The following is a 13,804-nucleotide window of genomic DNA, read 5'->3' as shown; positions in this document are numbered from 1 at the left end:
CCCCTCACGAGTTCGAATCTCGTATCCTCCGCCAGTGCCTCACCGGGCACGATGTCGAAGGGCCCCACCGTTCGCGGTGGGGCCCTTCGACGGTTTCCGTCTCAGTTTCCGTCTCAGTTGGTTTTTTCCTGGCCGCCGACGCCGGCGGTGCCGGTGCCGGGCAGCACCCAGAGCGCGTCTCCGACTTGCTGGGCGACCTTGCGGAGCATGGTCCCGGTCACGTGCATGTACCGAGCCCGCATCCGGGCCGCTCCCCCGGGCTCCCAACCCATGATCGAGTCGATCACGACGTCCGGGACGCCGAGGATCAGAAGCACGGTCGCGGCGGTGTGGCGAGCGTCATGAAGACGGCCGTCCCGTACGCCCGCATCCCGAAGGATCCGCTTCCAGACGTGGAAGTCGGTGTTCGGGCTCAGCGGCCCACCGACCGGCGAGGCGAACACGTACCCCTTACCCTCCCAGTCGGCACCGGCCGCGACCCGCTCCCGCTCCTGTACGTCCTGGTGCTGGCGGAGGATCTTGATCAGCGGATCGGGCAGGCCAATGACGGCGTGGAAGTGGACGGCCCCGCGCTTCTGGTACTCGGCGACCTTGGCGAAGGACACCCGGGCGTGTTCGCGGAAAGCTCGTTGGGTGAGGCCGGCGCGCTTGGCGACCTCGCGGCGCAGGTAGGTGGAGAAGCGTCGCCAGAGCGGTCCGGCGTGCGCGTTCCAGAGGACGGCGGCTTCGTAGTCGTAGGTCTCTGGGTCGAGCGGGGTGCCGAGTGCGGGGTCGTCCTGGTCATGGAGGGTGCCGCAGCGGCAGGGGTGGACCGTTCGGGCCGGGCCGGTGGGGCGGTTGTGGACCGGGCCGAAGCTGGGGGCGGTGAAGGTGGCGAAGACGCGGGGGTGGGCGGCGACGCGCTCCGGGGTGCCCTTGCCGCCGCGCAGGCCGGAGGTGATCAGGTGGAAGGTGTCGCGGCGGTAGACCTCGGAGCAGGCCGCGCCGCGGGTCGTACGGCGGTTGTTGCAGCCAACGAGGAGGTGGCCGGCGGGGAGGTCGGAGGAGTCGAGGCGGTGGAGGACGTTGCCTATCTCGCCGGTGCGGGTGTCGACGTCGTACTCGGTGCGGTGGCCGTCGAGACGGATGGGGTTGGTGCAGCCTCCACATTTCGGCGATCGGGTAGCCAGATCGTCTCCTGCCGTCGGCTCGTCTCGTCGGGCTGGGCCCGCGGCAGGCGGGTGCCCCGGACTCTGTCTTCGTACGGCATCCGCGGATCATGGAACTGCGCCATCCTTGGCCTTGGCGCCGAAGCGGCTTCGGCCCGCCTGTGACGTTCCCTGTCTGTCGAGGTGCACCCTCTATGAAGTCCCGATCGACGCTCGCGACTTGGCTGAGCGCACTCGACGGTTCCCGCCTGGCACGCGTACTCGCCATGCGGAAGGACGCGGCCGCCTCTCCGGAACCACGCTCGGTGGGGGAACTGGCGGACCGTCTCCAACGTCCGGGGTCTGTGGCACTCGTCCTGCCGCAACTCACGCTGCCGTGCTTGCAGGCCGCCGAGGCGCTGGCCGCCCTGGGAGCAAGAGCGACCCGGGACAGCCTCGCGGAGTTGCTCGGCTCGACATCCCCTGCGGCGGTACACGCGCTGGACGCGACCCTGGAGGCGTTGTCGGACCGGGCGCTCGTGTGGCACGACGGCAACGGGACACTCCGCATGCCCACGCCGTTGCGGCAGGCGTGGAGCACGCCTCTGGGACTTGACGCCCCGCTGGAAGAGCTGCTGGCCGGCACCACCTCGGAGGAACTGCACGGCATGCTGGCGGTCCTGGGTATCAAGCCACCCGGCACCAAGCAGCAGCGGCTCGCGGCTCTGGTGGCGCATCACAGTGACGCGGAACGGGTCGCCGCGTTGGTGGCCGGGGCACCGGCGGCCACACGGAAGTTGCTTGAGCAGAGTGCCAGGTCCACGCCGCGTCAGTCGCTGTTCGTCGTGTTCGGGGCTCCTGGCCACGATCTCCAACCAGGCGCCCGATGGGCACTCGACCGCGGGCTTCTGCTCCAGGACCGTCACCGGTACGGGCCCGTCCGGATGCCGGTCGAGGTGGCCTTGGCTCTGCGGGGCCCCGATTGGCACGCTCCGTTCGAACCTGTGCCGCCCGTCACACAGTTGGTGTCCATCACCTCCTCGGAAGTGGAGCGGGAGGCCGCGGTGGCCGCCACCGCGTTCGCGGCCCATGCCGCCTCCGTCCTTTCGGCGTGCGCGACCGCTCCACCGACCCGGCTTAAGTCGGGCGGGATCGGCGCGCGTGAACTGGCCCGGCTCGGCAAGGCCGCCCAAGCGGACGACGCCGTCGTACGCATCGCCCTGGAGACCGCGTACGCCGCCGGACTGCTGGCCCGCGACGGCGATCGCGTAGCTCCCACCGAGGCGTACGACGCCTGGGCCGAGCAGGAGCCCGCAGAACAACTCGCCGTTCTGCTCCGGGCATGGCGGGACCTGCCGCTCACCCCCACCCGGGCGCGCGACGAAGACAACAAGGCGCTTCCCGCGCTCGCCGGTGCGCCTGACTGCGGCGGCTGTCTGCAGGCCCGCAACGGGCTGCTCACCGCGGCAGCGGGGCTCCCGGCAGGGCAGGGTGTGAAGGCCGCTTCGGAGCTGGGGCCGCTCGTGGCCTGGCACCGTCCGCTCGCCGACGATGCCTCGCCCCAGGACACGGCACCGTTCAGCACCGTGATCCGCGAAGGCGAACTGCTGGGCGTGCTGGCACGGGGTGCGCTGTCCCCGCTCGGTGCCCACCTGGCGGCCCACGCCGACGAAGAGCTCGACATCACGGCCCGACGGCTGCTGCCCCCCGCGACCACGACGGCCCGGATCGGCGCCGACCTCACCGCCGTCGTCACCGGCACCCCGTCCGCGCGACTCGCGGCACTGCTGGATTCGATGGCCGACCGGGAGACCAGTGGCACGGCGTCGGTATGGCGCTTCAGTGCCGGCAGTATCCGCCGGGCCCTGGACGCCGGCCGCACCCCGGACGACATCACAGCCGACCTGGCAGCCGGTTCCGCCACGGCCCTGCCACAGCCGCTGACCTATCTCATCGCCGACACCGCACGAGGTCACGGCCGGGTGCGCATCGCCCCCGCGGCCTGTGTCATCCACGGCGACGAACCCGCGCTCCTGGCCGAACTCGCCGCCCACCGCGCACTGTCCAAGCTCGCCCTGCGGCAGCTCGCCCCGACGGTCCTGGTCAGCGGCAGCCCACCCGCGACGGCTCTCGCCGCGCTCCGCGCTGCGGGCTACGCCCCGGTCGCCGAGACCGCCGGGGGAACAGTACGCATCGAGAAACGTCTGGCGCAGAGGGCCGCCGCCGCCGTCCCGCCCCCGCGAAGGAACGTCGGGTGGCGTGGCCCCCGGACCACCGCGACCCACGCCTCGGACGTGCCCACCGACGCCGGGATGGACGTCCTGGCCGACCGGCTGCTCAAGGCCCCGCCGTTCACACCCGAACCGGACCCGTTCGGCAGCGGGGTGCCTTTCGCGACGGACACCGAGGAGATCGTCGCCGGATACGCGAAGCACCTGTCGTACAGCGATGTCCGCCAGGTCGCCCATGCCATCGACACCGGTGCGGCCATCACGATCGAGTACGTCGCCACCTCGGGCGACCGGACCGTACGCACCCTCAGCGACCTGGAACTCGACCCGCCCCACCTCGACGCCTGGTGCCACCTGCGCGAAGCGGAACGCGTCTTCACTCTCTCCCGCATCCATGGCGTGATGCCCGCGTAGGACCCGGTGGCCGGGCCGAGGCGCCCGATGACACCCCCGAGGCACCTCGCGAGATATACACCCCGGAAAAGGACGATCGATCGTGCTAATATCATACGTATGACAGAGAACCCGGCAGCAGATCCCCCCGGTCAAGCGGGTGCGGTGGCCAAGCCGTTCCGTAACTCCGGGCGGGTGCACTTCGACGAGCTGGACCCCATGGGCATCCTGCACAACGCCCGTTACCAGGTCCACGCGGAGCGGGGGGTTTCTTCCTTCTTCGAGAGCCAGGGTTTCCGTTGGACGGACAGTCTCGAAGTGAACCCGGACAGGTTCCACGCGGTCCGCCGCTTCGAGATCGACTTCCATCTCCCGTTCGCCGGTGAGGGCCCGCTCGATGTCGAGGTGTGGCTGGAACGCCTGGGCCGCACCAGCATCAGCCACGGCTTCGCCTGTATCGGCGACAACGGAACCGTGCACGCCTCCGGGATGCGCGCCATCGTCAGGCTCGACTCGGCGACGTACCGCCCGCTCGAATGGACCGAAGGATGGCGCAAGGCGCATCTCACGGGGTTGCTGCCCGAGCGTTCCGCCTGAACACCGGGCGGGCTGCCCGCCGTTCATTCACCTCATTCACCTCATTCACCTCATTCACTGTGCTGAATCAGCTGCGCGGGGACATTCTCCGGTCTGAACCGGTCTGAACCGGTCTGAACCTCACGGAGCGCCGCCATGCGGCCTTCCGGCAGGACTGACATCCCCTTTCCCGGTGCGCCCGTAAGAGGGGACCTGCAGGGAAGTAGCGAGCCTGGCGGCGGCGCCGTCGGGCCCCGCCCGCGCGTTCTACGGCCACTGCGTGGCCCGGGTCTTCGGACGGCCGGCCGCGACCGCCCCGTCCACGGCCTGACATTCCGCCCTCGAACTCTGCGGACGTCAACCTGAGTTCCGTCCTGCCGGGGCAGTGGGGCCGGGGCAGTGGGCCGTCTCGTCGGGAGTACCCGCGCAGGCCGTGAGACGGCTTCAAGCGCCGTTGGACACGGTGCCATCGGCCGCCGGTCGGCCCGGGCTGCACAGTGCCGGCCACCCGAGGGAGCACAGCTCGTCGACGAGGTCCTCGGCGGCGCCCGGGTCCACCATCAGGTCCACCACACCCATGGCGCGGTCCACGCCCGGGTCGAGCGCGAGCCCCTCGACGGCGACCCGCGTGCCGCCCATGTCGGACAACAGCCGGGCGAGCACGTCCGGGTGGTCCCCGACGAGCACCGATACGGCGCTCCGCGCCGCCGGGACCTGACGGGGGGCGGGGATACGGGCGCGGCCCGCCCGGCCCCGGACGAGAACGTCCCGCAGCCCCGCCGTGGCCCGTTCCCCCTCGTCGCCGGACCGGCCCACGGTGAAGCCGGCCAGCGCCCGCGCGGTGACCAGCAGGTCGTCCGCCAGTTCGACCAGTACCTCGGAGACCGCCGAGGCGTTGGTGCCCAGGATGTCGTTCCACAGGTCGGGGTTGCCCGCGGCGACCCGGGTGACGTCCCGCACGCCCTGGCCGGACAGCCGTACCGCGGACTCCGGGGCGTGCTCGAGCCGGGCCGCCATCAGGCTGGCCACCAGGTGCGGGGTGTGGGAGATCAGCGCCACCGCACGGTCGTGCTCGTCCTGCCGCATCATCACCGGCCGCGCTCCGCACAGTTGGACGAGCCGCAGGGCGCGGGCGAGCGTGGCCCGCGTGGTCCGCGGGGACGGGGTGAGCACCCAGGGCTTGTCCCGGAAGAGATCGGCGCGGGCCGCGGCGGGACCGGAACGCTCCAGGCCCGCGAGCGGGTGCCCGCCCGCGTAGGTGCTCAGGTCACAGCCTGCGGCGGCCGCCTCCGCCAAGGGACGCTCCTTCACACTCGCCACATCCGTGTAGTGGTGGGCGAGCCCCCGGCGCTGCATCTCGGCCAGGACCCGCCCGACACCGGCCGGTGGTACCGCGAGCACGGCCAGGTCGACCGGGCACGACGGTTCGTCGGTGATGCCCGCTCCCATGGCGGCGGCCGTGCGGGCGGCCGCCGGGTCACGGTCCAGCAGGTGCACGGTCACTCCTCGTCCCGTCAGGGCCAGGGCCACAGAGGTACCGATGAGCCCGGTGCCGATCACTGCCGCGATGCGCAACATGCTTCTCCCTGGAGGCTGTACAGCGGGTCCCGTCACGCGGGACGGACGGCACGGAGTCGCGCGGTGCGGGCTCCGGGCCGTGCCTCGCCGGCGGCGGTGCGGGTCAGTTCCTCCACAGCACCGGGCAGAACTCGGGGTCGGAGTAGTCCGGAACCCCCTGCTCCGTCTTGCGCACCAGGACGTCGTGGTTGTACGCCACGGGGCTGCCGTCGCCGGTCCGGAAGTCGCGGTAGCGGTTCTCCCCGTCCTGCAGGTGGAAGGAGACGGCGCGGCGCGGGTCGGGGGCGCGGTTGGCGCCGCTGCCGTGGTAGGTGCGGCAGTGATGGAAGTTCACATGCCCCTTGGGGATGGTCACCGGTATCTTTCGCACCTCGGCGTCGTTGTGCGCGGCGTTCGTCTCCAGCATCGTGTCCAGCTCGCTGCGGTCGCGCTCGGCGAAGTGCCGGGAGGTGCTTTCGCGGACGGCTGTCTCCTGCCACAGGTGGCTGCCGTCCACCATGGTGATGGTGCCGTTCTCCTCGGCGCAGTCGTGGAACGGGATGAAGGCGGTGAGCATCCGCTCGGACGTGCACGTCGCCCAGTAGTGGCGGTCGAAGTGCCAGGGGACGACGTTCGACGGCTCGTCGGGGCGCGACGGCTTGTAGATCAGCGTCGACTGGAAGGCCCGGATCTCGGAGACCTCGGCGAGCCGCGCGGCGACGGCGCCGAGCAGCGGCTTGCGCAGGATGCCGCCGATGGTGTCGTCCTCGTAGTGGATGTAGTCGTTGTGCCGCTGGACCGGTCCGTCCTGCGGGGTCCAGTAGGCGAGCTTGGGCGGCCGCGCCGGGAGGTCGCGGTCGCGGTGGCCGGCGTAGAACCGGTCGCCGGCCGAACTCAGCAGGTCGATCTCCTGGTCGGTGAACAGCTTCTTGGAGAGGTACCAGCCGTGCTCGGCGTAGAACTGGACCTCCTCGTCGGTGGGCAGCAGCTCACGTTCCGCGGCGGTCAGGGTGAAGTCCTGGGTGTGCACGTTGTGCCTTCCTGGGTACGGGTCGGACCGTCGGCGACGCTCGTCGGCGGCAGGCGCTATGAGGGCGCGGCGGTCGCCTGCTCGCGCTCCACCGCCGCGTACAGCGCCTTGATGTTGCCGCTGCCGAAGGTGCGGGCGCCGTGGCGGTCGATGACCTCCATGAAGTAGGTGTGCCGCACGTGCATCGACTGGGTGAAGATCTGGAACACCTCGCCCCAGTGGTCCCGGTCGACCAGCACGTTCGACGAACGCAGCGCGGCGGTCTCCAGGTCGGTGCGGCCGAACCGCTCTTCCAGCGCGTCGTAGTAGCTGCCCGGTGTGCGCAGGAAGCGCACGCCCTGGCCCTCAAGGGTGTGCACGGTGGTCACGATGTCGTCGGTGAGGAAGGCGAGATGCTGTACGCCCGCCCCGCCGTGGCGGGCGAGGAAGTCGTCTATCTGGCCTGGCCTGCGGGTGGCGTCGGGCTCGATGAGGGTGAACGTCACCTGCTCCGAGGGGCTCTGCACCACCTTCGAGTTCATCGCCTGCTCGCCCACCTCGATGTGCTCCTCGAAGATCTGGCGGAAGCCGAAGACCTCCTCGTAGAAGCGGACGGTGGGATCGAGTTCGCCGGCGGGCAGGCAGATCGCGGCGTGGTCCACGAGGGACAGCAGTTCTCCGGCGTCCTCGGGGTCCGGCGCGAACATGTCCATGGTCTTGGGCATGAACTCCTGGGGGGCCACGCCGCCCTCGGTGGCCGGCGTCGCGGCAAGCCCGTGCCGCTCGACGAAACGGTGGGTCACATCGCCGAAGCCCGCGATCTCGGCGACCACCACCCGGGCGTCGCCCAGGGTGTACTCGGCAGGCGGCGTGATCGGGGCGGCTCCGCGCTGGACGGCCTCGTTGAAGGCCTTCCGGGCGTCCGTGGTCCCGAACGCGATGTTCGCCACGCCGTCACCGTGCCGGCTGACGTGGTCGGCGACAGAGGTCCGCGGGGTCAGCGCCGACGTGAGCAGCAGCTGGATGCCGCCCTGGCGCAGCAGCAGCGAACGGTGCTCCTTGAGACCGGTCTCCGGCCCCGCCTGGCCGCATACGCGGAATCCGAAAGCGGTGCAGAGATAGAATGCCGCCTGCTGTGCGTCGCCCACATTGAATTCCACATGGTCAATGCCTTGGATATCCATCATCCATCCTTCTGTCGGATTTCGGGAACCTGTCGAACTATCGTCGCGTGAAATCGGCACACCTCGGAGCCAGTGCGCTGGCATTCCACCAGGCTGTCGCGGACGGTGATTCCCATTCCTTGGAACCAGCCCGCCCGCATGTCCAGGCAGGGGCACGCGTAGCCGTCGAGGGCGCGGGCGACCCGTAGCATCTTGAGCGCGAAGTTCTTGGTGACGACGGTCTCCCACTCGTCCTCACCGCACGGGATCTGCTGGACTTCCATCATGGCGTCGGTCCACATGGCGGCGGGAATTCCCTCGAACCATTCGACGAATTCATCCATCCGGAGTTCGCCGAATTTCACGCCGTTTTTTCGGGTGTACCAGAGGGCCAAGCGGCGGGCCACGAATGCTACGGCCTCCGCGTTGATCTCGTTGGCGGCCTCGGGGCCGAAGCGTTTGAGCACCCCTTGATACCAACGCGCATCGTGGAGCCACCAGAATTCGCGCGTCGGCACATCCTGGGAAAGTGCCTGCGGGCCGGGCTCCTCACCGGACACCGGCCACTCCTTCCGGGAACCGCTCGCGGCGGGTGGTCGCCGGGCCGAGCACCAGGCTGATGTTGTGACCGCCGAAGGCGAAGGAGTTGGTGACCGCGGCGCGCACCGGACCCGCGCGCGGCTTGTCGCGCACATGGTCCAGTTCGCATCCCGGGGCCACCTCGTCGAGGTTCTTGGTCGGCGGCAGCAGTCCGGCGGCGATGGACCACGCCGTCACCGCCGCTTCCACCGCGCCCGCGCCGCCCAACAGGTGCCCGGTCATCGACTTGGTGGCGCTGACCGCGGGGGTGACGTCGCCGAACACCGCGCGGATCGCCTTCGCTTCGGCCGTGTCGCCCAGCTTGGTCCCGGTTCCGTGGGCGTTGACGTAGTCCACGTCCCCGGGGGCGAGCCCTGCGTTCGCCAGGGCCATGCGCATGCACGCCGCGGCCCCTTCGCCGTCCGGGCGGGGCGTGGTGGGCCGGTAGGCGTCGGTCGTGCCGCCCCAGCCGAGCAGGTTGGCGTATCCGGCCACCCCGCGGGCCCGCGCGTGCTCGGCCGACTCGATCACCAGGACGCCCGCGCCCTCGCCGAGCACGAAGCCGTTGCGCCGGCTGTCGAACGGTCGGCTCGCTTCCTGCGGGTCCTGCCAACCGCGTGCGAGCGCACGGGCGTTGGCGAAGGCGTCGGCGACGGTCGGGTGCAGCGGCGCGTCACTGCCGCCGCATACCACCACATCGGCCTCGCCGCCTCGGATCAGCCGAAGCGCCTCCGCGACCGACTGCGCGCCGGCCGCGCACGCTGTCGCGATCGCCGAGCTGTAGCCGCGGATGCCGTGCTTGATGGCGATCCGGGCGGCCGCCATGTTCGGCAGCATCCCGGGCAGCAGGTACGGGCTGATGGCGGTGCGTCCGCGTTCGTGGCGGCCACGGGCCTGGTTCTCGTACGTCTCCAGGCCGGCGCCTCCGCTGGAGACGACCACCGCCGTACGGGCCGGGTCCGAGTCCACGCCGACGGCCAGCCCGGCGTCGGCCAGGGCCGCGTCGGCCGCCGCGAGGGCGAGCAGGATGTACCGGTCCACGCAGCGGGCCTCGGAGGGCGGCAGGACCTCGGCGGGGTCGATGTGCGGAGCGATGCCGGCCACGTCCACCGAACCCGAGACGACGTGGTCCGCGGCGGGTCGGATCAGGCCGGAGCGGCCGGTGCACAGTGCCTCGAAGGTCTCCGGGGCATCCCGGCCCAGTGAGGTGACCAGGCCGATGCCGGTGATGACAGCCTCCCGGCCGTTCCCGGCGGTCATGCCTGTGCCTTCGGCGCCGTGGCGGCCAGGGTGCCGCTGCGGTGGCGCTCGCGCAGCAGCACCTTGAGCACCTTGCCGGTGGGTCCGAGCGGCAGCTGCGACTCGTCGGCGACCACCACGTCCCGCACGGTGGCCGCGGTCGCGGCGTCCAGTGTGGCCAGCACCCGTTCGCGCAGTTCGGCGGGGTCGGGGCGGGGCCCGGCATCGGTGTGCAGTGTCAGCAGCACGTCCGTGACGACCGTCCCGTCCTCGTGTCGGACCGCCACGACGGTGCACTCGCGCACCGGGGGAACACCGGCGAGCACCTGCTCCTCGGAGAGGGCGGTGTGCACCAGACCGCCGCCGGGAAGCCGTGCGGAGTCGACGGCCCGGTCGACGTGGTAGTAGTAGCCCTCTGCGTCGCGGTACACGAGATCCCCGGTGAGGAAGTACCCGCGCGACCGGGTGCGGTAGGTCGTCACCGAGTCGTTCCAGTAACCGTCCGCCAGGGTGGGCGCCTTGACGCCGAGCTGCCCGGTCTCGCCGACCGGCACCTCGTCACCGTTGTCGTCCAGCACCCCGATCTCGGAGAACGAGTGCGGCTTGCCGATGCACCGGCCGTACCGGTTCGTGTCCGGGGTGTGGGTGATGAAGAACTGGGAGTGGCCCATCTCGGTGGAGCCGAGGCCGTCGATGAACATGGACCCCGGACGGCTGCGCACTCCTTCGCGCGTGGCGACGTCGTAGTTGCCGACCGCGACGAGCTTGCGGATGTGCGCCTCGTGCGCGCAGTCCCCGGTGTTCCACCACAGCCGCACCGAGCCGAGATCGCGGGTGGTGAGGTCCTCGGAGGCGAGCTCCGACCAGAAGGCGGCGAATCCGAAGACACTGTGCGGGCGCCAGCGCTCGATGGCGTCCAGCAGCGCGGTACCCGACTGCTGGGAGACCAGGCACACTTCGGCCCGGTTGCACAGCGCGAGGTTGAAGGCGATCAGCGTCGCCGCGTGTGCGGCGGGCAGTGCGCCGAGCATGCGCTGCATGCCCTGTGCCCGGGGCAGTGTGAGGCGGTGCTTGTTGGCTGCGAACAGGCTCCGGTGCGAATGGATCACGGCCTTGGGCAGCCCGGTGGTGCCGGAGGAATGGGTGATCACGACCGGGTCGTCCTGGTGGAAGCGGTACGGTTCCGGGGCGTCCGCCGGATCGCCGCTGCCGGCTCCGGCGATGTCGTCCAGCAGGACGGTTCCCGGGTCGTGCCCCTCCAGGGCCTTGCGGCGCTCGGCGTCGGTCAGCAGGCCGACCGCGCGCAGCCGGGTGGTGTAGGCGGCGGCGGTCTCCGCGGCGAGACGGCCGTTGAGCAGTGCGGGGATGGCGCCGAGCCGGGTCAGGGCGAGGAAGCTGAGGATCTGGTCGGCCGCGTTGCCGACCCAGACCGCGACCGGGTCCCGCCGGCCGATACCGCGCGCGCTGAGCCAGGCCGCGCGGGCCGCCACGCGTTCGTCGAGCTGGCGGAGCGTCAGAGGCTCCCAGGCGGGGTGGCCGTCGACGTCCGTGTCGAAGGTGACGGTGGGAGTGTCGAGGTCCTCGCCGCGTGCGACGAGCGTGGTGAGCACGTTGCCGGTGCCCAGGTCCGGGTCGGCCGCCAGTTCGGCGCGGATCTTCTTGACGTTCATGAGGTTTCTCCTGTGTCGACGAAGGTCCCGGCGGGGCGCCGGTCGGGTCGTCCGAGAACGAGAGCGGACGCCCGGTCGAGACCGCCGTGGGCGTCGTCCTGCTCGACGAGGATCAGCAGCACGTCGTCCGCGTCACCGTCCTGGACGATGAGTGAGGCCAGCGCGCGCCCGTCGGTCAGCGGGTCCGACACGGGGCTCGTGCACACCACAGGGCCGGTCAGGCCCCAGCGCGCCGCCACCTTGCCCGCGATCGCGTTGGGCACCGACTGGAAGAACAGCAGCGGCGCGACCCGCTGCCCGGTGTCCACGGCCCGCGCCACGGCAGCGGCCGTGCCCTGGTCCCCGCGGACGCTCACGATCACGACGGCGGTGCGTCCGCCGTGCGACGGGCCCACGGGCGGGTCTCCGTAGAGCGGACGCAGGCACCGGTCCGCGGCCTCGGCCACCAGCGGGGCGAACGAGGAGGCGATGAAGCCCGCGACCGGTGTGGGCACGGTGTCACCGGGGCCGGGGAACTCCACGTGGTGGAGCACCATGAGGTCCGGTGCGGCGGCGTACGGGGAGGAGGTGGTCATGGCGCCCCCACCACGAGCGCCGTGTTCGCGCCGCCGAAGGCCGAGTTGAGGGACAGCGCGTAGGCGACGGGTGTGTCCCGCCGTTCTTCGAGCACCAGGTTGAGCCTGCATTTGCCGTCCGGCTCCTCGAACCCGGCGTTGACCGGCAGCCGCCCGGAGCGCACGGTGTGGACGGTGATCACGAGTTCGAGCAGTCCGGACGCCTCAAGCGTGTGCCCGTGCACCGTCTTGGACGAGCTCACCGGCACCTGGCCGGCCCACGGGCCCAGCGCCCGGTGGAGCGCGGCCGCCTCGGCGGCGTCGCTGTAGGACGTGCCGGTGCCATGGGCGTTGACGTACCCGATGTCGGCCGGCTGCCGCCGTGCCCGGCCCAGCGCGGCCTCGATCGCGCGCGCCAGGCCGGTACCCTCCGGGTGCGGCTGGCTCACGTGGTACGCGTCCCCGGCGCGTCCCCAGCCGGTGAGCCTGGCCAGTACCTCCGCTCCCCTGCGCCGTGCGCTGTGGGCGGACTCCATCACCACGGCGGCCACACCGTCGCCCAGCAGCAGGCCCTTACGGCCCGCGCTGAACGCCCGTACCCGCTCGTCCGCAGCCAGCGCGCGACCCGCGTCGAACAGGGCGAAGTGGTCTTCGTCCACCAGGTAGCCGCCTGCGGCGACCACCCGCTCGGCCTGACCCGAGGAGATCATCGCGGCCGCGTCAGCGACCGCGGTGCTGCCCGCGACACACGCGCTGGTGTACGCCCGTACCGCTCCGCCCAGGCTGGTGGCCGTGGCCAGCGCGGCCGCGGTCGCGCCCGCGCTCTGCCGAAGCCGCGCGTCGGCGGGCAGCCGGGCGAAGGCCGGATCGGCGTGGGCGGCGAGCAGCAGCGGGGACGACGCGCGCTCCGCCGCCGTGAGCTCCGCATCGGTGGCGGCATCGGCCACCACCGCTTCCAGCTCGGTGAACAGGACCGGATCACCAGGCAGTTCGGCCGCGACGCTGACCCGGTAGCGACCGGTGTCGAACCGGGTCACCGGTGCGAACGACGTCCTCCCGCTGAACACCCCGTCGAGCAGCGGGCCGGTACCGCGGCCGAATCCGGACACCGCGGAGAGCCCGGTGATCACGATCTCCGGTGCCGGGCCCGGGCGTCCGGGTCCGGCACCGGTGAGTGATTCAGGCATCGCCGGCCCCTGCCCGGACCTCCCGGAAGACCTCCAGTGCGGTGGACACCGTGGTGATCCGGGCGAGTTGGTCGTCGTCGAGGTCGAGGGCGGTGCCGTACCGCTCGTCCATCTGGTGCAGGAGCCATGCCAGTTCGAGGGAGTCGATGCGGTCCTCGTCCGACTCCACCGTGCGCTCGCTGTAGCCCGCGAGCATGTCGATCAGATCCTGGCGTTCCAGGAACAGGGGGGTGGTCACTTCCCACCCGCCGCCGCGACGGATGCCGCGCGCTTGGCTATTTCCGCGGCCAGCTGGTCGACCGTCAGCAAGGCCAGCTGCTCGGTCTCGTCCTCGTCCATCCTGACGCCGTAGCTGTCCTCGACCTGGATGGCGAGCTCGGCGAGGGCCAGCGACTCGAGGTCGAGACCGGCCGGGCCGAGCGGGGTCTCGCCGGTGATCTCGGCGACGTCGTAGTTCATGCTCTTGAGGGCGTCGACGATGAAGGTGTGGACGTTGTCGCTCATTCTCTGGTTGCCTTC

The 13,804-nt window shown here is 71.2% G+C and carries 13 protein-coding genes; 2 read left to right on the top strand and 11 right to left on the bottom strand.

Annotated elements, in window-relative coordinates; all coding sequences use genetic code 11:
- Positions 1–113: 113 nt before the first annotated feature.
- On the bottom strand, positions 114–1,169 hold the full coding sequence (locus ACWD0J_RS20365) for a replication initiator (RefSeq protein WP_451497210.1): 1,056 nt from the start codon (positions 1,167–1,169) through the stop codon (positions 114–116).
- 173 nt (positions 1,170–1,342) lie between these two features.
- Between ACWD0J_RS20365 and ACWD0J_RS20360 the strand changes: the two genes are divergently transcribed.
- Positions 1,343–3,772: a helicase-associated domain-containing protein gene (locus tag ACWD0J_RS20360; RefSeq protein WP_451497204.1), complete on the top strand. Its 2,430-nt coding sequence runs from the start codon at positions 1,343–1,345 to the stop codon at positions 3,770–3,772.
- Positions 3,773–3,871: 99 nt separating this feature from the next.
- Positions 3,872–4,348 (top strand): acyl-CoA thioesterase, encoded by a 477-nt coding sequence (locus tag ACWD0J_RS20355; RefSeq protein WP_451497203.1) that lies wholly within the window; start codon positions 3,872–3,874, stop codon positions 4,346–4,348.
- A 423-nt stretch (positions 4,349–4,771) separates the two neighbouring features.
- Here the strand turns inward: ACWD0J_RS20355 and ACWD0J_RS20350 are convergent, their stop codons facing one another.
- The 10 genes from ACWD0J_RS20350 to ACWD0J_RS20305 form a co-directional block, all read right to left on the bottom strand.
- Positions 4,772–5,905 carry a prephenate dehydrogenase gene (locus tag ACWD0J_RS20350; RefSeq protein WP_451497202.1) on the bottom strand — a complete coding sequence of 378 codons (1,134 nt, stop codon included), beginning with the start codon at positions 5,903–5,905 and terminating at the stop codon, positions 4,772–4,774.
- A gap of 103 nt (positions 5,906–6,008) precedes the next feature.
- Positions 6,009–6,914 (bottom strand): phytanoyl-CoA dioxygenase family protein, encoded by a 906-nt coding sequence (locus ACWD0J_RS20345; RefSeq protein ID WP_451497201.1) that lies wholly within the window; start codon positions 6,912–6,914, stop codon positions 6,009–6,011.
- A 56-nt stretch (positions 6,915–6,970) separates the two neighbouring features.
- Positions 6,971–8,077: a 4-hydroxyphenylpyruvate dioxygenase gene (gene hppD / locus ACWD0J_RS20340; RefSeq protein WP_451497209.1), complete on the bottom strand. Its 1,107-nt coding sequence runs from the start codon at positions 8,075–8,077 to the stop codon at positions 6,971–6,973.
- A complete protein-coding gene (locus ACWD0J_RS20335) occupies positions 8,077–8,616 on the bottom strand; it encodes a hypothetical protein (protein ID WP_451497200.1) in 540 nt (179 codons plus the stop codon). Before ACWD0J_RS20335 ends, hppD begins: the two co-directional genes overlap by 1 nt.
- A complete protein-coding gene (locus ACWD0J_RS20330; protein WP_451497199.1) occupies positions 8,606–9,895 on the bottom strand; it encodes a beta-ketoacyl-[acyl-carrier-protein] synthase family protein in 1,290 nt (429 codons plus the stop codon). The genes ACWD0J_RS20335 and ACWD0J_RS20330 overlap by 11 nt, the downstream gene beginning before the upstream one ends.
- The gene (locus ACWD0J_RS20325; protein WP_451497198.1) at positions 9,892–11,544 is read right to left on the bottom strand and encodes a class I adenylate-forming enzyme family protein; all 1,653 of its coding nucleotides are present in this window, start codon (positions 11,542–11,544) and stop codon (positions 9,892–9,894) included. Before ACWD0J_RS20325 ends, ACWD0J_RS20330 begins: the two co-directional genes overlap by 4 nt.
- Positions 11,541–12,119: a beta-ketoacyl synthase chain length factor gene (locus ACWD0J_RS20320; RefSeq protein WP_451497197.1), complete on the bottom strand. Its 579-nt coding sequence runs from the start codon at positions 12,117–12,119 to the stop codon at positions 11,541–11,543. The genes ACWD0J_RS20325 and ACWD0J_RS20320 overlap by 4 nt, the downstream gene beginning before the upstream one ends.
- Positions 12,116–13,285: a beta-ketoacyl-[acyl-carrier-protein] synthase family protein gene (locus ACWD0J_RS20315; RefSeq protein WP_451497196.1), complete on the bottom strand. Its 1,170-nt coding sequence runs from the start codon at positions 13,283–13,285 to the stop codon at positions 12,116–12,118. Before ACWD0J_RS20315 ends, ACWD0J_RS20320 begins: the two co-directional genes overlap by 4 nt.
- Positions 13,278–13,523: an acyl carrier protein gene (locus ACWD0J_RS20310; protein WP_451497195.1), complete on the bottom strand. Its 246-nt coding sequence runs from the start codon at positions 13,521–13,523 to the stop codon at positions 13,278–13,280. Before ACWD0J_RS20310 ends, ACWD0J_RS20315 begins: the two co-directional genes overlap by 8 nt.
- Entirely contained in the window at positions 13,520–13,789 is a 270-nt protein-coding gene (locus ACWD0J_RS20305; RefSeq protein WP_451497194.1) for an acyl carrier protein, read from the bottom strand. The genes ACWD0J_RS20310 and ACWD0J_RS20305 overlap by 4 nt, the downstream gene beginning before the upstream one ends.
- Between the last annotated feature and the right edge of the window lie 15 nt (positions 13,790–13,804).

The organism is Streptomyces sp. NPDC003011, from assembly GCF_053591515.1.
Note: the sequence above shows the minus strand (reverse complement) of the source record. Positions and strands in the feature narration are given on the sequence as shown.

Bases quoted from the DNA above. Each gene is read 5' to 3' on its own strand.
- ACWD0J_RS20330 (WP_451497199.1), bottom strand. From the start codon at position 9,895: ATGACCGCCGGGAACGGCCGGGAGGCTGTCATCACCGGCATCGGCCTG.
- ACWD0J_RS20315 (WP_451497196.1), bottom strand. From the start codon at position 13,285: ATGCCTGAATCACTCACCGGTGCCGGACCCGGACGCCCGGGCCCGGCA.
- ACWD0J_RS20305 (WP_451497194.1), bottom strand. From the start codon at position 13,789: ATGAGCGACAACGTCCACACCTTCATCGTCGACGCCCTCAAGAGCATG.
- ACWD0J_RS20355 (WP_451497203.1), top strand. From the start codon at position 3,872: ATGACAGAGAACCCGGCAGCAGATCCCCCCGGTCAAGCGGGTGCGGTG.
- ACWD0J_RS20325 (WP_451497198.1), bottom strand. From the start codon at position 11,544: ATGAACGTCAAGAAGATCCGCGCCGAACTGGCGGCCGACCCGGACCTG.
- ACWD0J_RS20350 (WP_451497202.1), bottom strand. From the start codon at position 5,905: ATGTTGCGCATCGCGGCAGTGATCGGCACCGGGCTCATCGGTACCTCT.
- ACWD0J_RS20360 (WP_451497204.1), top strand. From the start codon at position 1,343: ATGAAGTCCCGATCGACGCTCGCGACTTGGCTGAGCGCACTCGACGGT.
- hppD (WP_451497209.1), bottom strand. From the start codon at position 8,077: ATGGATATCCAAGGCATTGACCATGTGGAATTCAATGTGGGCGACGCA.
- ACWD0J_RS20320 (WP_451497197.1), bottom strand. From the start codon at position 12,119: ATGACCACCTCCTCCCCGTACGCCGCCGCACCGGACCTCATGGTGCTC.